This window comes from Nocardia arseniciresistens, from assembly GCF_046764875.1.
GTDB lineage: Bacteria > Actinomycetota > Actinomycetes > Mycobacteriales > Mycobacteriaceae > Nocardia > Nocardia arseniciresistens.
Map to the genome: position 1 here is coordinate 49,657 of NZ_JBKORD010000003.1, position 24,138 is coordinate 73,794.

The following is a 24,138-nucleotide window of genomic DNA, read 5'->3' on the forward strand; positions in this document are numbered from 1 at the left end:
CGAGCCGATCGATCCGACCACGGTCGTGCCGAAGCTACCGGTACACACGGGCAGGCCGAACTGCGCTCCGGTGGCAGTGGGGCGATTCCTGAAGTTCCGGCTGCGTCGCGGTGGAATCACCGAAATGCCCGAGACCGTCCTGCCTTATGTCCCGCTGGCAGGGGTAGATCAGTCGACGGTCGCGGAGGCGGCCGACGCCGACTGGCAGCGTTTCGGATCGCTCGGTGCGCTCATCGCGTACGTGAGTGAGCATGGCGGTGCGATCGCGGGGGCAATGACGTTCCGGCATGGTCGGCGGGTCGGTGCGCACATGTTCGAGGCGGAAGTCGACGATGACGGCCACCTGGTGGTGCACGAGTGGGTGGACGGGAAGGAAGAGGTCTACCGCGACGGAGAGGTGCGGGACTGGCTGCGCAAGCGCAACAAGCTGAATATTTTGCGGGTGCACGGCATTGTTGCCGATGAGCATGGCAATGCCGCGATCCCGTTCGTAGAACAACAGCGGTTCGCGATGGACGACGATGTTCCGGATGCCGCACTCGCGGGTCTGCCGAACGACGCGCGCGGTCCGCCGGACGATTCCGGCGAGCGGGACGCCCGGAACCGGGCGGCGGTGAACGAGGAGTATGTAGGACTCGAGGGGCGCCCCGGTTCGGTGCGTCGGACCGAACTCGAAGCGATACTCGAGGTCCTGGCGGATACCGATTCCAAGGCTGATGGGCGGGACATCGGACTGCCGCGGCTGCTGGATTACCACCGCGACAGCCAGGCCGATGGCCGGGGCCGGATCGTGCTCCAATACGGCGATGCGGCCACCGCGGACATCGTGATCGGTTACGTGGCCGAGACGGCGACCGGTCTGTATGAGCTGTCGGAGCAGGCCGAATCGCTCGTCGGGTACTTCGCCGAGCAGCAGTTGCGGGGAACTGTGGCGGTCATCGCGGTGCTCCGCTACGACGACGACCTCGAAGCCGAGGGCCGGGCCCCACACACTGTCGATCTCGCAGCCGCCGACGCGCGTGTGCTGACCCGGGAGCTGTCGCGTGTGCGTGACCGCCGGGTGTCGGATGGACCCGGGATAGAGATCGTCGGCAGCGGTGACGGTGTCGAGGTCGCGCGCGCGGCGCACGACCGAATGGGCAACCTGGACAACGACATTTGGGAAATGCCCTATAGGCAGTCGGTCGCTTTCGACCTGTCGAAGCACCAGTCGCTGCCCGCACCGCTGAACGAGGACGCCGACACTCTGCCGGATGATCTTCAGCAGCACATCCTTGCCGCCGAGGGGACCGCCGAGCTGGCCGGCATCGAGGAAAGCGGTCGCGTCGATGCCTGGATGCGCTGGCTCGCGGCGAGGGTGAATCAGCAGCAAGCCGCTGGAGCCACGGCGGACGTAACGCGGCTGGAGGCGTTGCTGGCGTGCTTGAACAGAGCTGACCGACTGACCAGCACCCTGCAGGAGGAATGGACCCAACAGGGGGAATGGGATTCTGGCATCGAGCTGAATGCTCGTCCGTTGGCGCTTCCGGTGCGAGAGGAGGCGAACGCCAGATCCTTCGTGTCGATGGGAGTGGCCGCGCCGGAAGAGATCACGGTATTCGTCACCGCCGCCGAACCTACTCCGGAGGCCTTGCGCGCCGGGTTGTCCAGCGCTAACCGCGAACTCCACCAGCAAGTGGGGCGCGGGGAGTTCGGACCGCAGTCGGTGGCGGTTTGGCAGGGAACCGACTCGGAAAGGCTGGCCCAGGACCTGGCCAAGCTGGCCAAGGCCCACGCCGGTGAGGTACGGATTCGGCTCGTCACCGCTACCCTCGGCGACGGCAAGCTGGTGCGTGCGGCGATGGCCGACGACCGGCTCGGAACACGCCGGGGGCAATTCGAGACCGGCGCGGTCCCACTGTCGGCCGGGGTTGATTTCCTTGATTTCGCGCTCAACAATCTGGAACGCAATGAGCAGGGCGAGTTGGTTCCCCTGCAGGAGCAGGCGTTGGATGCCGCCCCGGAGTGGCGAGAGGTTTTGCCAAGGGCGCCGAAGGATCCGGACGTTGGCATTCACGCGGATGCGTTGTGGTACCAGCTGTTCGACGCCCGGACGGGGATCGACGCCGACAACTTCCAGGCGAACTGGGGAACGCTGAGCGAGGAGCAGCGCTGGCTGCTGGTGGAAGGGGCGCCCGAAAAGCTCGCCGAGCAGCCGGGAGCTCCGGCGCGGTGGCGCGACCGCGCCAACCGGATGCTGCTTGCCAAGCGGCTCGACTTCCTGTGGGCCGAGCAAGCGGCGGGAACAATCGACCAAATCGCCGGTGGCGCAGAAGAATTGGCGCTTTTGGAAGACCGGCTGTCTGCATTGGAAGCCGCCGCACGCCGCGCAACGATCTTGCAGGGCCATCCTCCGGTGCACGTGCTATCGCTGGGTGTCGATATACCAGAACTCGGCTTCATGGGCGACGGGCGGCCCAAGCGGATGATCGTCACGTTCAACGACGTGGATACCGCGAGCCGGATCAAGGTGACGGTGGCGGGTCGCCTGGATGCGCTGCCGTCGGTGGCGGGGATCGACGCTGCCGCGGACGCGTTCGACCCGAGTGGGACACAGGCATCGGTCGCGTATCTCGGCGTGTTCGATCTGGCGCCGACCGCAGGCCAAGAGTTGGCTCACGACCTGGCAGACATGATGGCGGTGCAACGCCACTACGGTCTGGAACTCGGCCTGGGCATGGTCGGGGTCGAGTTGGATGCGATGCCCGCTGGAGAGGACATCGTCGACGCCGCGAAGACCTATGTGGTGTTGCTGCCGTCCGACATCTCTATCGAGATCGAGGGGGAACCTTCCGGTCTGGAAGTCGGCGACGGTGTGGTCAGGCGCCAGTTGCCGGACACTCGGAACATGGCGCTGTTGGACCAGGCGCTCGAGGGGGCGTCGGCCAACTGCACCACCTACGTCTCCGACTCCCAGCGTCGGAGATGGCCGAACCTGAACCTGCCCGTGGCGCAGGACGCTGGTGCCGACGGCCGGTCGGCCGACCAGCTCACCGAATTACTTCAGGCCGGATGGCACTCCGAGTCCTTTGGCGCCGAGGTGATCGACGGTCGCACCGCACACGACCGGATCGCGGCGATGCTGCTCGAATTGGGACCCGGCGCTACTGCCGTGGTGGTCGACGAAAACGCCCACTTCGACCCGCACAGCCCCAACAAGGTCGGCTCCCATGCTTACGAGATGTACGTCGACGAGTACGGCGAGGTGCGAGTCCGTGACTGGAAGCAAACCGTCCCGGTGGACCGCCACGTCATCGATCGCCCCACCGCCACCCGAACCGACCGTCCCTATGCTCCGTCCAAGGGCGTCCCCAAGGAGGGCGTCAAGGAAACCTTCGTCATCATCCGTCACGCCGACGGCACCCCCGCCGAGGCCTACGACCCCACCAGGAGTGTCCCCCAACCGAAGACCCGGATCGGGCAGGCGGCCGCGTTGGCCGACGAAGTCGACGGCGAGGGCACGCTGAACCGGGCCGGGCAAGCGATTCCATGGGTCGGCGACGGCGCGGCCGCGACCCGACCGGCCACCACCCTGCCGTCCGGAACACCCGACCCGTCGCGGGAGCCGACCGGGCCGCGCACCCGCATCGCGAAGGCCGACCTGATCGGCCGTCAGCAACTGGAGCGGGAGAACGAGGCCGCCCAACTGCTGGCGCAACTCGGCTACCAGATCGAGCAGAACCCGGATGTTCCCGGTGACAAGAACCCCGACTATCGCATCGAGGGTCGGATCTTCGACCACTACGCCCCGACCACCAATAAGCTCCGCAACCTCATGTACCGGGTGTGGGAGAAGGTAACCGAGGAGCAGGCCGACCGGATCGTCGTCAACCTGTCCGAAACCACGGTCTCCGCGGAACAGATCGGGGACCGGTTGCGCCGCAACCCGATTCGCGGTCTGCGCGAGCTGATCGTGATCGACCAGGAGCACCACCTCGTCCACATCGACCCGAAAACGCCGCACGCGGGTTCCGACGGCGCGCGCCTGACGGTGCGACCGCCTACCGGTTGGGTGCCACAGCAGCCGACCGACACCGCGAGGATCGACCCCGCGCTGGTCGCCAAGCCGGAGATCGATCCAGCGCAGGAGCACCTGGCAGGCAAGGGACCGTTCAACTGTGGTCCGGTCGCGCTGCACTTCGGTCAGCGTCAGTTGGGTCACCGGGTGAGCCCGCCCGCCCTGGACGACCGACGCATCGCTGTCGCAGGTATGGGGTGGGGTGAGTTCGCCGAAGCCGCGCACGGCGATTGGCGCGATGGCGGGTTCAGTTCCATCGACGCGATCGCCGAGCACGTGGCAGAGCACGGCGGGGCGGTATATGGCGCGGTGCAGTACGCCGGGCGTAGGCGGCGGGCGGTCGGCGGACACGTCTTCACCGTCTACAAGGCGGACGACGGCGAGGTGATGGTCTACGAGGAGATCAACGGCGAGGTCGTCCACAGTGCCTTCAGCGCGTGGAAACAGCCACCGCCACAGCTGGTGATCAGCGTGGACGGCGTCGTGATCAAGTCCGACAAAACGGCTGAAAGCCCGCTGGCCGAGGGTGAGAAGTCGGCTGTGGCCGCCAGGCGGGGCTTCGGCAAGCGCGGGAACCTGGGTGCCGGGTCACCCGCCGAGTTCGACGCGTCGAACCGAGACCGGCTCTATGACGAGCTGGACCGACTGGAGTTCTCCGGGCGACCGGCATCCCCGCCGGACGTGCAGCTGCGGGTCGAGCTACGCGCGGTTCGAGCCGCTCTGAACGCGGTGGAAATGCAGCTCGAAGACATCGGCGTGCGGGTGCCGGTGTATCTGCTGTCCTACGACGGGTCCGACGGTGGCCGGGGACGGGTCGTGCTTCAGATCGGCGATCCGGCCGCCGCGGACACCGTGCTCGGCTATGTGGCACACACCGCGCACACCGACCGTGAGATCAGCGGAAACTCCAAAGCCGCCGTTGATCTCTTCGCCGCCGAACAGCTTTGGCGCGGGCCGATGGCGATGATCGCGACCCTGCGGGTGGATGGCGATGATGCCGACCACGGTCGGGCATCGCATGATGTCGATCTCGCGGGCCTCGACGGCGACGCGCTGGTGACGCACCTGACCGACGCGATCGGCGATCGGCAGCCGCGGATCGTGCTGGTCGGCGACGGCGACGCGATCGGTGTGCTGCGGGTGGCGCAGCCGCAGCTGACCGGCGATGTCACCGTGGTCGAAGGACCGCGCGGCGCGGACCAGGAGCCGCCCGCGTTCGTGCTGTCGAACTACGAAACCGACGTGGTCGAATCCGGTCCGGCGCGTTTGCTGCGGTTGGCGTTGGAGAGCCGTGGCGGCAACCCGGATTTCGCCGCGACGCTGTGGCGGGGAATGCGACCGCACGAACGTCGCGCACTTGCCGAGTCGGCCGCGCACCTGGTCGCCAACACCGACGGCATCCTGGACGCCTTCCGCGCCGAAGCGGTGATGCGGATCTTCGCGCTCGCGATGGGCGATCAGCTCGACGGACTCGATTGGGCGCAGGCCGCACGGCTCGGCGCGATCCTGGCGGCGCTGAACCGGGCCGACCGGGTGGCCGAGTCCCGGCCGATCCTGCCGCTCGCACTCCCGCTGGACGAATCCGATACCGAAGCAAGATCTTTCGTGTCGATCGGGGAGCCGAACACCGCCGACGAGATCACCGTGTTCGTCACATCGGGAGATCCGACTCCGGAGGCGCTGCGCACCGGCTTGCGACACGCCAATCATGAGCTCGCCCTCCAGGACGGAGGCCCGCAGCGCCGTCCCGGTCGTCTTCTGCGCGCCGCGGTCGTATGGCAGGGAACCGACTCGCAGCGGCTGGCTCGCGACCTGGGCGCGCTGGTCGAGGACGGCAGGGCGCGTGCGGCCTCGGACGGTTTCGCCGAACCGCAGATCCGCATCGTCGTGGTGGACGACGCCGACACAGCCCTGCTACAGGCCGCGCTCGAGCACGACCGGTTTGCCGGATACCGTGGGGAATTCGAGCAGGGCACCCACCGGGGTGTCGTCGGATACCTGCGCCCGGAGTCGCCGCTGTCGGCGGGTCGCGCTCCCGCACCGGAACAATTACCCCAACGTGCCGTTGAGGATCGTCCGCAGACCTCCGGCATCGAGTATCCGACCCCGCGACCGGCATTGCCGGAGGTGGGCCCCGAGGATCTCCTGCGACCCGACGCGGTCCTGCCGCAGAGCCTCGACGGTTCCGGCAGTTACGTCTCCACCGCGGACGCGGCGGTGGCGTGGCGGAAGTTGACCTGGGACGAATGCTGGACCCGGGTCGAAATGGAGCCGCAGCGGTACGCCGATCAAGCGGGTGTCCCGGCGCGGTGGCGCGACCGCGCCAACCGGAGGTTGCTGGCGCGCGAGCTGTACACGCTCGAGGTGCTGGAAGAAGCCGGCGGGCTCACCGTGGCCGACGACGCCCGGCTCATGGTGCTGCGACAGCGGCGGGCGGAGTTGATCGAAGCCGAGCTGCTGGCCACCACCCTGCCCGGCCACCCGCCGGTGCATGTGCTGTCACTGGGGTTGGACGGTCCCGGCAAGCCCCAGCGCCTGATGGTCGCGTTCGGTGACGTCGACACCGCCACCCGGGTCACTGTTGCTGTGGCAGGCCGCTTTTCGAGCGGGTCGCTGCCGGATGGGTTGCGGCACGCGGCGGCCAACTACGACGAGAACGCGCGCGAGAGCGATTCTCTGCGCAGACACGCGACGGTGGTGTACTTCGGCGCGGACGCCGACATGGTGGCCCCCAACGCGCTACTCCAAGATGTCAACGGCTTGTTCCAGACGCGCAGAGCGCACCGTTTGTCCCTGCCGTGGGCGGAGATCTCGGCGCTGTCCGACGGCGCGGCCCTGACCGCTGCCGCGCAGAACCTGCCCCAGGCGCGGCGCTTCTTCGAAGACGTCGATATCGACTGGGACCCTTTCGATCCGGTGAACCGCGCCGATCTGGCCGCGTACCGGATTCCGGACACCTCCTTCGAGGTGCCGCTGATCGAAAACGCGCTGGAGGGCAATCCGGCGAACTGCACCACGAATGTGGCGTGGTCGCAACATCGCAGATGGCCGGATCTGGTTCCAGCGCCGACGGATACGTCCGGTCTGCCCGGCCGCACGGCCGACGAATACCAGGGCTTGCTCCGCGCGGGCTGGCATCCGGGCGGTTTCCATGCCGACCCCGACACCGGTCGCACCGCGCACGACATGATCGCCGACGAGCTGCTGGCCATGGGGGTCGGCGCGACGGCAGCGGTCACCGACGAGTACGTCGGCTTCGACCCCGAGAACCCGAACAACGTGGGCTCACACACCTACGAGATGTATGTCGCCGACGACGGCACGGTGCAGGTCCGCGACTGGAACTGGGAAAAACCGGTGCAGCGCAACCTGATTCAGCGCAACCTGATTCAGCGCCCCGAACCCACCGGCATCACCTACGACCACGTCAGGGGTCAGCGCAAGGCCGATGTCGAGCAGACCTACGCCATCCTCCGCCATGGCGACGGTCGCCCGACGGTCCAGCCTGCGCAGGAGCCCGGTGTCGCGGGCCGTGACAAGCCGAGGACACGGATCGGGCAGCAACAGTCGGGCCCGGGTGGACAGGAGGTGCCGTGGGTCGGTGACGGCGCGGCTGTCGCGGGACCGCAGGTGCACCCTCCGGCGTCCGTCGAGCCGAGTCGCGCCGACGAGGAGACAGCGGCGTTGCTGACCGCCGCGCGCACTGGCGACGCGGACAGCAGAGCCGACGCGTCCAGACGACTACAGCAGATTTTCGGTCGTCAGATCTTCCCGCATGTGCTGGCCATGGTCGGCGATAAACGAGCCGCGTCATTGGCACGAGCCGGTGTCGACGATGCGCTCGCCACCGCGGCGCAGCGCAACTGGAACCCGCCCGAGGGCAAGAACATTCGTGACTGGCTGCTCGCTATCGCCCCCAAAGCGATCGAGCGCAGGATCGCGGAACGGATCCGCGCGGCCGTGCTGGAGCGGGTGCGAGCCGATGAGAGTGGTGCCGATCCCGATGCGGCCGATGCCGCACGGGTGCGGGCTCAGGCGGTGGCCGTAGCGCATCCGGTCTTGATCGCACAGGCACTCGGTAACCTCCCCAGTCGAGCGCATCGTGACTGGCTGCGGCGGGTGACCGGGCTGGGATTGCCCCAGGAGGAGGCGGCGGCGCTGGCCGCAAGGCTCGGTGCGGGCACCGCGGTGGAGGGCCTGAACCAGGCCGCGATGCACGCGTTGGCGGACGCGGTGATAGCGGCGTCCGCAATCTCGCTGCACGATCTGCCGTCACCGGGCACACGTGAATACGAATTGCTGAACTTGTTGGTGGCCGAACGTTTTCCCGCTGAAGTGGTAGAAGCCGTCGGCGGCGACCTCGCGCGGTTGCGCGACGCGGTCGCTGAGCTGACCGGCCGCAGCGCGGAATACTGCAATCTGCGGTTCTTGCGCGGGCGTTCCCGAGCGCAGGTCCTGGAGATCATCGACCTCACGGAGAGCGGTGAGTCCTCAGCCAATGAGCGTGTCGTGGATCAGCTGATGATCGCGCTGCTCGATGTGCCCGAGCCGCCGGTAGTCGACATCGAAGGCTGGTTGGCGCGGCTCCCCGAAGCCGGACCTGCGTATGACCAGCGGGTCGCAGAGGTTATGGCGCGGCTGTCGCCGCAGCTCGCACAGGTGATCGCGGGCGACCTCACGAAGCTGGCGAATGCTATTGCGGGCCTTGGGCCACAGCGGAAGATCGTCTGCTACTCGACGATCCTGAATGACGAGTCGGTGCTCGATACGAGCCGAGCGATGATGGTGACCCGCGAAAACGTCGGTACGTCGCGAAAAGCGGCTATGGCGTCGTTGGTCACGATGCTCACCGAAGCTCAGACCGCGATGCCCGAGCTGGCGGTCGAAGAGCAATCGGCTACCGATCGTTCGGAGGAGCAAGCGCTCCGAGACAGTGAAATCGAGGCGGCTGCAACCAATTTCACGCCGGATTCGCCAGCCACCGCGACAGATGTGGCGCGCCTTGCCGGTGTCCCGCTCAGCACGGTGGTTCTCGTGTTGAGCAAGAAGGCGGTCGGTCCGTCGGTGCACGCAAAGGTGGTAGCGACAGCGCGCCGGATCGGATTCGAGCTTTCCGAGGATGTCGCACAACCACAGAAACTGCCGCAACCGGCTTCGGCGCACGCGGTGGCGCGCCGCGCCCGAGTGTCGTATCGAGCCGTATTGCGGATGGCCGTCGGGGAATCGGTGCCCGACACGTACCGGGAACGCGTGACGGTCGCGCTGCGCGAACTCGAATGCGAGATCCGCGGCGGTGCCGTGGTCTCGATTCACGATTTCACGCCCAAGTTCGAATGGACGATGCTGGCTCGGGAAGCAGGGGTGGACCGGAACACACTGCGCCGCATGCTCGCGGGTGACCGGGTGTCGGCCGAGACTCGGGAGAATGTCGCCGCCGCGGCCGCCCGGCTCGGCATCGAGCTTCCGGAAGAGCTGCTGGCGACACCGCCGCCGCCGGCACCTTCGCCGCCCTCTCGAACACGTTTGGCGCGCGAGGCGGGGGTGTCGTACAGCGACGTTCTCCGGCTGGTCAACGGCGAGCGTGTTACGTACGCGACCTGGCGGGCTGTGCTCGATGCGGCCGCGCGGATCGGGTTCGAGCTTCCGGAAGTAGCTCTGAGACCACCGATTTGGTGGCGGACCGGTGAAATCGCGCACGCGGCCCAAACATCCAAGAAGACGGTTCGCCGCGTACGTGATGGGCATTGGGTGAGTCCGGAACTACGCGACCGTGTGATCGAGGCGATGCGGGGGATCGTTCCCGAACTCGTGGATGAGATTCCGCCTGCGCCAACGCAACCGGCACGTCGCAACAACATGACCGATATAGCTCGGGAGTCCGGAGTTCCGTACCACCGGGTTCGTCGGGTGTTCGCCGGTGTGGAAACCGACGCACAGGTAGGACAATCGGTGTTGGCGACCGCCGATCGACTCGGCATACCGTTTCCCGCGAATATCAGATTCCGGACGCCAGCGCCGCGCCCAGTCGCTTTGGCAGCGGTGGCGCGGGAAGCGAACGTGAATCCGGGCAGTGCTCACAAGGCCCTCAATGGCGGGCAGGTCAGCGCGCGAGTAATGCGAGCGGTGTTGTCTGCGGCTACCGAGCTCGGATTCCCGCTGCCGCCCGAGGTTCTGGCCAAAATTCGGTTGCCGCAGCAGTTCACGGCGGATCTGGCCGAGGCAGCATGCGTCTCCGAGGATACGGTGATCCGAGTGTTCGCCGGTCGGGAAGCCGACGTCGCGCGATGGCGGCAGGTTCGCGATACGGCGATGCGACTCGGCGTCTTGCCAAGGCGGCCGACTGTCGCCGATGTGACGCTATTGGCCGGTGTGCACCGTTCTTCGGATGTGGTGCAAGCGCTCCACAGGCGCGTGCCATCGTATACAGAGCCCGAGCAGCGGATGCTTGTCGCGGCACAAATTCTCGGCTATCCGCTCCGGCCCCGGCTCCGGAACGCGATCGATCCGGCCTTTGTGAAGGACAGGTTCACCCCTGCGCATTATGACGAGGGTCGTTTTGTTCCCGGAAGCTTCAAGGAACAATCTGATCAGAAGCAAGTCGCTAGGGCTGCCGGTGTGACGCAGAAAATGGTCAGCTTGGTACTCAGTGGGGAGATCGCTGGCGACACGGCGGCCAAACGACGAGTGCTCGCAGCGATTGCGGACCTCGGCTACTGGTCTTCGCCGGTGCAGGGTCGCGATTTGGATCAGCTTCAGGTGCTTCGCCGAGAGTTGTCCGAGATTCTCGGCGTGGAACCAGTGGAGGTGGACCACGAGCTTGTCCGCGCCGAATTGCAGCGGTTCGCACCCGGGCATGCGACCGAAATGGCTGAACTTTTCCTTGAATTCGAGGAAGGGGAGTTGGCGCGGCAACCTGAAATCAGCGATATCGCGAAATTGCTCGGCGTGTCCACTGTGGCGGTTCGCGATGTGCTCGCTCGGACCGAGCCGTCATACACCGAGGAAGAGCAGCGTGTTATCGCGGCGCTGCAATGGTTTGGAGCTCCGATCCCGACTGTGTTCCATCAGGCCGTGGATTGGGACTTCCTCTCGAATAGATTTACTCCCGGTCGGTTTGTCGATGGACGGTTCGTTCCGGGATCGTTCCGTCGGCAGCCGAGTCAGCAAGAAGTGGCAGCGGTCGCTGGTGTGGTGCAAACAACCGTCAGTTCTGCAATCAGAGGCGGCGGTGAACTTACCGAACAGGTGATAGATCGTGTTCTTGCTGCGGTCGACGAACTCGAATACTGGTATTTCAGCAAAGTCACGGATGCGGCAATCGCTCAACTGGCCGGAGTTTCCGAGCGGACAGTCGCCGATGTGTTCGCCAGGTCAGCGTCGGAAGGCACCGACCAGGAGCGCGAGGTCCTCACGGCTGCCCGTCGACTTGGGCGTCGTATTCCACCGCCATTGCGCGGCGTGCTCGAGCAGGAGGGAACCCAGCAGCACACCACGGCACCATCCCAACGGAAGATCGCGGCCCATGCCGGCGTGGCTCAGTCCACGCTTGTCCGCGTTCTCAGCGGTGAACTTTCGGCCGACACCGACAACGGCCGCAAGGTTCTAGCCGCCCTGGCGGAGCTCGGTACGCGCTCCCGGCAGCCCGAGATTCGGCTCTCCACCGCGCAGGCGCGGGAATTGGTGGACCAGGCGCCGCGAGAGTTGCTGGCGGAGCTTGCCGCCGACTTGAAATCTCCGGCCGAGCGCGAATTGGGTGCGCTGTGGTTCGGTGACGAGCAGGTCGTCAACCGCCAGGAACTTGCGCAGCGGATGGGTAAGACCCCGAAGTCCATCAGCGGTCTGCGGGACCGTGTGGTTGCCAAGCTGGGCAAGATGCTTGCGGAGCAGGCGCAGCAGCACACCGACGCGACGGTTCCGTACGTGCCGCTCACTGCCGATCACGTCCTGACCGACGGGCCGAAGAATTGTCTGCCGGTGGCGGCGCGGGATGCGTGGGCGACGGTTGGGCGTACACCGCCGGAGGGGTTGGCCGGTTTCACCGCGCTGGACGGTGTGTTGCTGCGGGATGCGCCCGGAGTGGTCGGTGTCGGGTGGGACGAGAGCATCACTTCGCTTGCGGGGGCACGGGATCGGGTGGAGCGCAAGGGTGGTGCGGTTGTCGCGGTGCTGGTGTTCGAGGGTGTCGATGGGCAGCCGCCGCAGTGGGGTCATGCGGTGAATATCAAGCGCGGTGCCGATGATGTGGTGCGGGTGTTCGAGGAGGGGATGACCGGCGAGGGTGTCGCGTTCGATGAGTGGGCGCCACCGGTGGGTGTGGTACTCGACGCCACTGGGGAGCCGGTGGTGTTGGGCATGCGGTTGACGAGTTCGGCTGCCGATGATGTTCCGGTCAGTCAGGAATTGCCTGCTGCGGCAAGGGAATTCGCGAATATTCGGGTGGGTGCGCAGGAGCCGGATCCGGACGGTTACATTGCGCCGCGTGCGGTGTTGCCGCCGATACCGAGCCAGGGTTCGCGGCACAAGTGGGAGGACTTCCGGTCGAGTCTGTCCGCCGAGGTGGACGACGCGCTGAACACCCGGTTCGCCGATCTGGACACGCTTGCGGCCTTGAACGCCGCGGAGAGTTTCCGGATGGAGCTGATGGAACAGCGCTGGGTTGGGCTGCCCGCGGACACTCGCGCGCAGATCCTCGGGCATCTGACCGACCCGGTGGAGCGGCTGTTGGCGGACAGCATCGGCGAACCGTTGCCCACCGCCGAGCAGTTGTCGGATTCGATGGCCGACGAGCTGAATCGGGTGCGGCTGGCGCGGCGTCGGGCAGACTTGGTCGATATCGAGCGGCCCACTGCCGAGAATGTGCGGGAACTGGCCGAGGTCGACAACTGGATCAATAGGTTGCTGATCGCGGTACGGCTGGCCACCCATCAGCACGGCCATCCTCGGGTGCGGTTGCTGCGCTTGGACTTCGGCGAGTCACCGCTCATAGTGCTCGCGGTCGGCGAGCCGCGTTCCGCGCATAGGCTGACCATCCACATCAACGACAGCGAACTCGATGATCTGGCCGATGGCGTCATGGCCGCGATGCTGAACCACGTGTCGAGGGGAACACCGGAGGGTCCGGCGGCGTCGGTGCTCTGGTTCGGCGCGAACGCGTCGGATCTGGCGGGGTATGTCGCGGACCTGGCGTCGGCACGCGGCATTGTCGACCTGTCGAACTCGGACATCGAGGTGATCGGCCACGACGCGGCCTCCCGGAAAGTGCTGGACGACGCGCGTATCCGTCAACTGAGCCATTACCGCCAGGCGGTCGGATCGATCGCGTCTCAGACCACGGATGCGCCACCGCTCGCCGATGACCCAGGCAAGATTGTGCGGGACGCGTTGCGGTGGTCCGGGATGTCGAGCCTCCAGGAGATGGTGCTGCCCGAGGGTGCGTCACTCGCCGAGGCGGCGCAGCTGGGTGCGGCCAATGCGGTGCGGTGGCATGGGTGGCCCGCACACGTGCGAGCTGCGCTGGCGCAGCGACACCCCGATGTGTTGGCACGTGCTGTCGGGTTGCCCGACATGGTGCGCCACCTGGCGAATGTTGCGGCCATGCGGGCCGAGGCGACGGACGCTCTCGACGCTGCGGGACGGTCACGCGACGCTTCGCGGCGGCACCGGATGACCGAGATCAACGCCGCTGTCCACGCGATGAATGTGGCTGAACAGCTGATGAATCCGCGCGGTTCCGATCGGCGACAGACGCTGCTGTTGTCGAGTACTCAGACGCCGGACGGTGGGTTCGAAATAACCATCGGTTTGGGAGATCCGAGCACCGCCGACAGCGTGCAGCGGCTCGAGCTGAACACCGTGGCGGACCCGACCGGGCTGGCGACGGCGGCGTCGACGGTTGTCACACACTTCCGGGTGCTGCGCCAGTCCTCGCCCGGTACGGGGTTGGTCGCGGTGCTCCGGGTGGCCGCTCCGCAGAGCGATGTGCCGCTGGACGCGGTCGCGACCGAATCGGCCGCGGCTCGGGTCGCGAACGAGATCGTGGCCGAGCACGGCGCCCGTCGTGCGCTGCACCCGTATGGGCAGCGCCCAGCCAGCCATCTCGTCGGGTTGACAGATGGTGAGCCGGTATTGCGTGCTGTGCGGGCGATACTGCGGTCGGCGGACGAGATCGACTCCTCTTCCACGGGCAACACCGATGCCGCCTGGTTCCCGGATCCCGCCCGCGAGCTCGCCCACATGCTCGAGGAGGTTCGCGCCGACCGAGAGAAGATGCAGCGCCGGATCGTCTTGCTGATCAATAAATTGCGGTACGACGGCCCCGGTGACGCGGTGGATCTAGAGGCGTTGGGGCCCGATCGCATCGATGAGACGCTGCGCGAGTTGGCTGTCCTCGCCAGCGCCGACGAGAACGCGGTGATCTTCATCGAATGCGCGCGTCTGGCTCCGCAGCTGCGCGCCGCTGCCGCCGTGCAGCAGCGGCTCGAGCAGAATCAGCGAGCAGGACGCGACGCGGCCTTCTGGGCGCGGCTCGACGACCGGCAGACGCTGCGGGAATCGGCGGGTGCCATCGCCCGGCGTCAGGTGCTGGCGGTGCGGATCGCGGATTCGGTGCGGGAAGTGTTGTCCGACAACAACACCGCGCCGATGTCGGAGCTGGTAGCCGAGGATCTGGCTCGGTCGAGCGATCTGGACAATATGGACTCACGTCGGGTCCGCGCCTGGGTGAGGTCACTGTCGGGGCTGGCGATTACACCGCGTGACCGCGCCCGAGTCGCCGAACTCATCGGGCTGTCAGCGGATTTGGCGGTCGTCGAGGTAGAAGTCGCCCATCTGCGGTCGCGGACTCGCGTCGATGCTCTCGAAGTGTTGGCCGACGCTGTGTCGGAGGCATATTCGCGCCGCGCTGCACTTCGATCGGCGTTCGAAGAGATGTACGGTGCGCTCGGCATGCTCGTAGGCAGCGGTATGGGGCCCGACGTGCGGCACCAGTTGCGTCTACAGCTTGACGACATGCGCCAGCAGCTGAGTGACCAACTGGGTGTGCGGTCGGAGGAATTGAGCCCGGCGCGGCTACGGGAGGAAGTCGCTCGCCTGTCGCGCGACAATCCGGTGCTCGGGGAGCACCTTTCGGGGGACGTCGACTGGTACCTCGGTCGACGCAAGTTGGTTCATATCGCGCAGCGGCACGACCGCGTCGACTCGGCGCTGCGGTGGCTTATGGAGCGGGCGAACCTGCTTGTCGGCCTGACCGAGGATGCCGACCGCACCGCGCCCGTCGAACTCGACAACGAGCTGGCCGACTTGGCCGCCAGTATCGGCGTCGACATGGACACCTGGGCCGATGAGCAACTACACACGGTCCTGGCCGAGATCACCGACAAGTACAAGCCTGTATTGCCCACGCCGACGCCGGTGTCTCCTGTGGTCGGGGCGGATGTGCCGCTCGAGTCCGAGACTGCTTTGGCTGCTTACGTTTTCGAGGACAACCATCCTCCGGAACTGCTGTGCGGTCCGAAGGTGCAGCACGTGGTGGTGGTTGGTGCGGGGGATCAGGCCGTCGGGATGAATCCCGCGTCGGTCAGCGACCGGACGATCGCGACGCAGGGTTTGGCCGGAGCGGCGTTCGCGAAGGGTTTGGACGCGCACTGGGATTCGGAGTCGTCGGGGGCGGGCGTGGCCGGGTTGGCCGAGTTGGTTCGGCTGGTGGGTACGCCGGGCAATGACATCGGCATGATCGCTGCGGCATTGGATGTCACCGGTCAAGGTTTCGCGCACGCGGTGGCAGTGGTGCGGGTGAACGAGGCACTGGCAGCACAGTTCCCGAAGTTGCGTGATCTGGTCGGCCAAGTCGCGGTGTTCGACGACGGCTACGACAACACCAACGGTGGCTGGATCGTCGGCAATGCGATCGCGCAATGGGTGCACCGGGCCGGGCCGGGCCTGCAGAAGGTGCATCGGCTCGTGTTCGGCGACAATGGCGCACCGAAGCAGAGGTTGAACGGTGCGGATCCCGTGCCGTTGCACGGGCCGGAGAAACCGCTGGGCGTTCGAGGGGCCGCCCCCGCCAGCTCGTCCGATGACGGAGACCCCGTACCGCAGGCTTCCACCGAAACGCTTCTGGGCGAGCAGCTTGCCTCGATACGGCGTCGGTCCGCCGAAGCGGCGAGGCTGCTGCGCATTCAGTTCATCGATGAATATTCCAGACCTGAACACGATGTGGACGTTCCGGAACTCTTGCGGTTCGGATCCACGGCGTGGGCGAGCTTCTATTCCCAACTCGATCGTCGCCGTAACCTTTTGGCCGCGATGATGAAGATTTCGCCGCAACAGTTGATCGGTGAGCTGGAGATCGAACGGCATATCGGGAATCTGAACGCGCAGCAGGACAAGTCCAAGCAGTTGGCAGCTGCCGAAGGCCTCTTCGTCGCGCAGTATCGAGCGGTCGAAAAGATCGAACGCATCCACCTGCTCGAGCTGCGGGCCCAGCGGATTCGCACGCTCGAGGACGTGCTGTACGAGGCGGCCATACGATCCGAACAGGGCGTGCTGACCGTCGAGGAATTCCAGCACCTGGCCACCCAGGCTGCTGCGCTCGACGAGTTGGCGCAAGAGGTTCAGGAAGTCGAAGCCGAGGCCATCGCATGGCCGTTCATGGGCATTCACGGACGATCCATCGACATCAGCGAGAAGTATCTGGTGAGCTTTGGGGCCGCACGACAGGGTGAGCAGAACGTGCGGCGCTGGCGCGAGATACAAGAGGAAGCGCGAGAGCAGCTGCGGGCGCGCTCGGGCAAGGATGCGCGGGAGCTATCCGATGCGGAGTTGGTCGAGCTGGCATCCGGATATGTCCGGTCGGCCGAAGACCAGGCCGAGTTGGACCAGCAACAGCGCAGGGCTCATGAAATAGCCGGGTGGGCAATTCAGTTCGCTGATGCGCGGTTGTTGCTCGAAACCGAGGAAAAGCAGATCGACCGGGATGCGCGCCGACTGCGCGCCAACCGGATGTTGGATGAATTGCTTGCGACGGCTATCGAGAACTCGCCGACCGTCGATAGCGTCGAGGACAATGACGTGCTCGGCGCTGAGTTGTCCAGATTCGGCCGTGACGCGATCATCAGCCGTAACTCCGCTCGTGAAGGCTTGACCGGCCCGTCTTCGTTGCCGGTCGATGTCGAGAACGCCCACAGTGAACTCGCGCGGCTGCGGCCGTTGCATCGAGACGCTGTCGCGGCGACGGCGACATTGCTCGAGATAGAGCCGGCGCAGGTGACCCTGGAGCGGCTCCGGGATCTCCGGTACGTCAGCGAGGACGTCGATCTCGAGCAGCGTGCCGTCGTGCGGGAGTGCGAACGGCTCGCCATAGCGATCGATCGGCTGGAAAGCATGATCGTCGCCGACGAGCGCGTACGGCGTGTCGACGCCGCCGAAGCGGCCGTCCGCCGGGCACGGGCCAGGCACGCGGTAGCGGCGGTCCGCTTCGGTGACATCCAACGAGAACACCGTGCACAGTCCGGGCAGGACGTTGCCCCGCCGGCGCCTGGACTGCTGGAGTTGAACCGAGCTGGTGCGCGACTGGAGCAGCTGACCGCTCGGGTTGCGGTTTTGAAAGATTTTGCCGCAGAACACTATCGGGTCGCGACCAGACTTTGGAGCGTTGAGAATCGGCTGTCCGGCCTTAGCTCGGTGACCTCGACGACCCTGTCCGAGATGGTGGCGGTCAAGGGAAAGCCACAGCGTTTGCATCCGTTGCGTGAACAGGCTCGGCAGGACTTGCCGGATGTAGTCGCAGCCGTTGGCTTCACAGCAATGTCGTCGGACAACATCACCAGCGACCAAGTGCGTCAACTGCTGTTCGCGCTGCGCGATGAGGTGCGCGATGGGCAGCGCCCAGCGGAGGACCCGCTGCTCAAAGCGGTTGAGAAGCTACACGGTTTCGACGAAATGCTGGCCTTCGCGGTCGAAGGCGTCGCACTCCGGGCAGAGCTGAACAGGCTGGCGGCCGAGCTGGACACCGGTTTGGCGGCGCTGACCGGAATCGGGGCGGCCGAGGCGGCCGTGGATGGGGACGTGAGGTACGAATCTCCCGATTCCACTGGTGAATCGACGAATGCGGAGCAGATCGCCACGGTCACCGGCCCGGAGATTCCGGGTGTCGTCCTGCACACCAACAGTCAGTCGGCATGGTTGAGCCGCCGCTTCGGCGACCTCGCTCACCTGCGCGAACTGCCGACCACGCAGGCAGAACCGGACGTGGCGGCCTACGTGACACCGGTGCCCGGGCAGGTTCCGGAGTTACTGCGGGGTGGGCCGATGAACTGTGCCCCCGCGGTGGTGCGGTTCGTGCGGGAGTTCGTCGAGACAGTCACCGGTCGGCCGATGGCTGCGCCCGGTATGGCGGACAACCCGATGATCGATCTGCAAGGCGTGGATGAGGAAGCCATGGCGCGGGCATTGGGCGCGGAATGGCGGGAGGCCGAATTCGGTCAGGGCGCAGCTGGTTTGGCCGCGGTGCTCGACCACGTGTACCACAACGGTGGCGCGGTGGCCGGTGCGATGCAGTTCGGCGACGCGGGAGCACACGCGTTCGGCGTGAAATTGAATGAAAAGGGCCAGCTCGTGGTGCGCGAGATGGTCAATGGACAGGAGCTGACCTGGACCGGCGAGGTCCAAGTGGCACGGTGGTTGCGAGCCCGCAGGGACATCGGCGTCACCAAGGTTCTCGGCATTGTTGTCAAGGACGACGGGCAGGTGCAAGATCGGTTCGTCGAGGGCCCCGAACGCGTGGCAGGGGCTGCCCCGACCGGCCCCATCGGCGCGTTGCCCGGCGATGCCGAACCGCGGCTGCCGCTGTGGCGCGCGGTGGCGGTGGATGCCGGTGTGTCCGCCCGGACGGTGCTGAGTGTGATCAAAGGCATTGCGGTGCCTGAGGAAATCGCCGATCGGGTTCGCGCGGCAGCCGAGCGGCACGGGTTGGAATTGCCCTCGACGGTGGCGGTGGATCCGGCGGCGGCGAGCGAGCCGAATCCGCAGGCATCGACGTCCGAAGTGGCCTCCGCCGCCGGGGTCTCCTCCGAGACGGTGCGAGAGGTGGTGTCCTGGCGTAGGCCGGTGCACGACCCGTCGCACCGTCGCACGCTGGCCTCGGCGCTTGCGCTGAACTACCGCGACCTGCCCGAGGGGTTCCGCACGATCCGGCGACAGGTCCCGAGCATCGCCGCGGTGGCCGAGGTGGATGAGGCACTCGTCGCGATGGTGCTCGACGGGCGGATGTCGGTCGAAACCGGCGACGGTGCACGGATTTTCGATGTCATTCTGGATTTGGTCGACTGGAATGTGGACTCCGGTAACGGACGTGGCGTTCGCGGAATCATTCCTGCGGCCGACCCGGTAGGTGTGCCCGCGCCAGTCAACGCGCGTGCCGCCGGAGAACTACCCGACGGTGTCGGCGACGGTGATACCCCGGTTCCCGCAGATGAACTCGACGGCTCCGCAGCGCGGACAGCTTCGCCGCAACAGCCGCCGACAGCTCGGGAAGATCACGAACCCGCACAGCGGCCGTCCGCACCACCGCCGGTGCAGGATGGGCCCGCGTTGCCGAAGGTCAAGGCCGCCTTCGATGCCGCGCTGGACGCCGCCGCACGTGGTGACACCGGAAAGCTCGAAGCGCTACAGGCCATCATCCGACGGATCAAGAGCCCGCAGCAGCGGGTGTGCCTCGAGCTCCGATACCTGTGGGACCTGACGATCCCGCAGATCGTCGCCGAAACCGGCGGTCGCACCGATTCAGCGATGCGAGGGGTGCACAACCGTGCGGTACAAGCACTGTCCAAACTCCTTGATGCAGAACAGAGTCCGGCAAATGACCGAGTAGCTCCCGAAGCGCGGCCCGAGACCACTCCGGTCCACGACGATGGTCATGAGGTCGGCGCTCCCGGACGCCAATCCCGGGTGGTCGGTCCGGACGCGGATCACTCGGATCCGCACAAAGCTGTGCTATCGGGAGACAACGTCTTCGCAGGAACCGTGCACCGCAGTGAACCGGCCGATCCCAATGCTCGTGCGCTCGAGAAATTCCTGCGCCGATGGGCCGATCTGACGAGCGAGTTGCCGCGCGTCATTCTGATCGAGGGCAGGGTACCCGCACCGGGGAAAACGTTGGAAGCGTCTATCGCCAGTGCAGGTGGCGAGCGAGCACTGCTTGCCTTCATCGCCAAGGAACTCGGTATAGAAGCCCTGTCCCTCGAGGAGGACAGGGCGAGCCAGGTCGACTTCCTCATGCGAAGTGGACACGACAGAGAAGCCATCTTCCTGTATTACGTCCTCCGTCAGATCCCGCAAGGGCTACGCGCACAGGAAGGGTTCCGCCCGCATATCAACAGCCACGTGGACGAGGCCATTGATATGTACGCATTCATCCTGCCCGAGGGCATCGATCCCCGCGCCGAATTCTATCGCCTGGTGGCACTCGAATACCCCGACCGTGGGCTCCCCCGTGCCTTCCGAGCAGCCGATGAGGATTGGCTACTGCGTGAGACAACGGACATGGGTGAGCACGCCGCGGAGACCAGGGTGCGAAATGTGGCCTCCGCCTGCCAGGCGCGCAGAGAAGACGTCGCCACAACGAAAATTGATGAACACATGGCGGCCGGAAGGGCTGTTTTCGCTGCCTACGGCCAAATACATTTCGACGAGATGCGGCAGATGATGTCTGCCTTCGCAGACAGCGCGGTCGTCGAGATCGGCGCCGAGCACCCGAACAACGATCCGGCACCGAAAGCGAAAGAGACACCGACCGGCAAACCGCGCCGCAAGCCGCCCGGCGTTGTCGGGTTGATGGCCGCGATGCTGCCGACGTCGCTGATGACGCAGGCCGACGCCGACCCGAACCCCGGCCCGATACCGTCCGTCGGTGACGGTGTCACCGCCGCCGCGACCCCCGAGAACGGCGACCAGCGTGCGGCGACGTTGCGCGACGCGCAAAGCGGAGACCGGAATGCGATGCGCCAGTTCCGCGCTAGCCACGACACCGCGGTGCTGGAGTGGCTGAAAACGGAGGTGGACGACAAGGAGGTGGCGGGCCGGCTGCGGGAAAGGGTCTTCGACCTTGTCTTTGCCGGGACGCTGCCGCAGGGACGGCGAGTCAACTCCTGGTTGGGTAGTCAGATCGGCTTGGTGGTGGCCGAAGAGGAGCAGCGGCAAGCGCTCACCGAGCGGGTGTGGGCGTCCTTCCTGCGCACCGCCGGGGCAACCGAGAGCCAGATCCCGAGCGCGTCGAGTGCGCCGACGCCTGCCCGTAGACCGGCAGGTCCACTGACCGGTGTCGCGCCAGAGATATTGCAGACCGCGATCGGTCAGTTGCCCCCGGCGCAGCGATGGTTGATGTGGCAGCGCTTCCTTTTTCAGCGCGACCTGGGTGTGGTGGCCGCGGGCGCGAAAATGTCGGCGCGCCGGATCGCGATACTGGAGCACCAAGCCGTCCAAGCCTTCGTCACTCAGGTGCGCCTGCTGACGGATCCGTACGCGCTGAGCAGGAGTGTCGGTCGAGTCGAAGGCGAACGCACCGACATCGAACAGCCCGCGCACGACGAGACCCTTGGGCTCGGTGCGCAGTTCAACCAGGTGTGCCTTCAGATCGCCGCCCAGGCGCACGAGGATTACCGGGAGCAGTTCCGCGAATCCGAAAACACTTATACCCCGCAGTGGCGGATGCCGGACGGCTCGAAGATTCGGAGCGGCACACCGGAGAGCGCGCAGATCGACATCGCGAACGTGTCGTTCGATGGCCTGGGAGAACATTTCCAGCAGGTGTACTCGACCCAGGCCAGGACCGCGTTGCGGATCGCGTTGTCGGCGCGGGACGCGGGCGTCGACCTGGCCGCGCCGTTGGCAATCGAGTTGGTGGCCGCGCAGATTCAGGAATCGTGGGTTAACGAACGTATTTTCGCGCGGCGCGGCGACGCCGACACCACGGTCGAGTCCGAGACGATGCGGCCGTTCGATGGGCTCACTGTCGATGAGGATCTGCCCGCATCCCACCGGGCGAACAGTCAAGCGTTTGCCGAGCTTGCGATCGAAGCGGTTACGCCGCGGGCGTTGAGCCGCACTGCTTGGCGAGAGAGTCGGCAGCAGGTGCTCGACGAGTGCGCCGCCTTGATGCACTGGTATGGCTGGAGCGACCCGCAGGCCACCGAGACGCCGTCGGTAGCGGTGGACGAAGGTTCCGCTCGGCAGCCACCTGCCGCCGTTGCGCTGGTGGGGACCGTCGTTGACGCGGTGTTCGCCGATACCACGCAGGCGCGGGTGACGATCCGGCCGCGAGTGCAGGGCACTGCGGGTGGTCGGGAAGCCTCGGTCGACGTCGTCGTCACCGACGTCGCGCTGTCCGACGCGTCGACGATCGCGGCGACCAAGGCATTGACCGAGACGGCACAACGATGGCAGCTCGAGTCCACAGCCGACAGCGATACATTCCGCATCGAGTTCTTCGAGCGGCCCGCCGTCGGTCTGGATCCGCGTCGTCGCAAGCGCGCTCAACTACTCCTGGGAGTCGGCGCCGACGTCCGGGACGCCGAGGCCGCGAGGGCTCGGGCGTGGTTGGTCGCGCTCTTGAAGCAACACGGGGTTCCAGAGGAAAAGATCGAAGACGCTCGTCGGGCACTGTCCGAGTGGGGCGGAAATGCGTTGAACCACACCGAAGGCCAGGTGCTGATTCGCGCGACCGTGATCGACACACCAGGGAACACCAGATCGTCCGGACGAGTGCTGGTGGAAGTCCTCGATGTCAGCACCCACTTCCCGCCGCCGCTGCCCGCCGCCGCGAAAACGCCGGAGCAGCGCCAGCAGGAAGCGCACGCCGACGACGCCAGCACGGATGAGATGATCGACGCGCTCCTGGCCAGCTTGGGTGAGTCGATCGAAGATCCTGACGCCGATGAGCAGCTGCCGGGCTTCGATCTGTCGCTGGCAGACGGTGATCTCTCGGCGGACGAGCAGTTACCCGGCTTCGATCTGTCGCTGGCAGATGGTCTGCTGTCGAAGGAAAGCGAAGCGCCCGCCGCGCCGACTGCCGAGAACCGGCCGCTGGAGCGGAACCGGGGACGGCTCGTCGTCCGCAAGACGATGGATCGGCTCGGTGGATATCCGCTCGCTCCCGGCGAGCAGGATCCGTACCGCAAGGTGCTCTGGTTCAGCATCTTCACTCCGGTCGACTCGGCGCACCTGGATCCGCCTCAGCCGAGCACCGCCGACTTCCACGGAACCCGTGCGCTGCTTGCCGGTCTCACCGAAATCGCTACCGACACGAGGGCTTCGGTAGCATCCGCGATCGATGCGGTGCTGGATGCCACCGACCCCGAACTGCACCTGACCGACGAAGTACGCACCGAACGCGACGAATCCGGGCGCGTGGTGTACCGGGTGAACCTGTTCGCCGATAGTGGCATTGCCCAGGCGAGTGTGCGGATGGTGGTCTCCGAACCGCCGACGACGGAGGTGTCCACTCGGCTCGATGCTCGTCGGCCGGAGCGTGTCGCGGCGTTGGAGCAGGCCATCCGGCGACTGATCTCGGACTGGATGCCATCGCCCGCGCTCGAGTCCGCGATGGACGCGGTCGATCGCTACCTTCTCACCACCGCCACCGCGGTTTCCGGAGACGTGCACGTATCGATATCGGGTGTGCCGGGCAGCAGGACCCTGACCATCTGGGGCCGAACCAGCGTGGCCTACGTCGGGCTGACGGTGACCGAGGCCGATGCGGCGGTCACCGCTGCCGACCCGGCCTCGGTGCCGACCGACCTCGGCCGGCCGGGCCGCATCGAGACCGAAAAGCCGGTCGAGAACATCCGGTTCGGAGCGGATTTCGCGGAACGATTGGGTGCACCCACGCTCGTGGCAGTGCCGCAGGACCTGTCCGGTCCGCCCCCCAAGATCTGCGGTCGCGAAGTGCAGCTGAAATTCCAGCAGCTATTGGGCGACAAGGGATCTCGGGTCAATCCCGCACGATTGACCGGTCAGCTCATACTGGACGGGATGACCGACGCGTCCTTCGCCGGTGGCCTGGCCGCCGGCTGGCGGGAGCGGCCATT

The 24,138-nt window shown here is 66.3% G+C and carries 1 protein-coding gene (only partly in view); it reads left to right on the forward strand.

All 24,138 nt of this window come from inside a single coding sequence — locus tag ACLMAJ_RS06260, LacI family DNA-binding transcriptional regulator (protein WP_412012550.1), on the forward strand. Of the gene's 140,205 coding nucleotides, 30,587 precede the window and 85,480 follow it; the stretch shown corresponds to coding positions 30,588-54,725 — codons 10,196 (partial) to 18,242 (partial); the first codon wholly inside the window starts at position 2. The start codon and the stop codon both lie outside this window.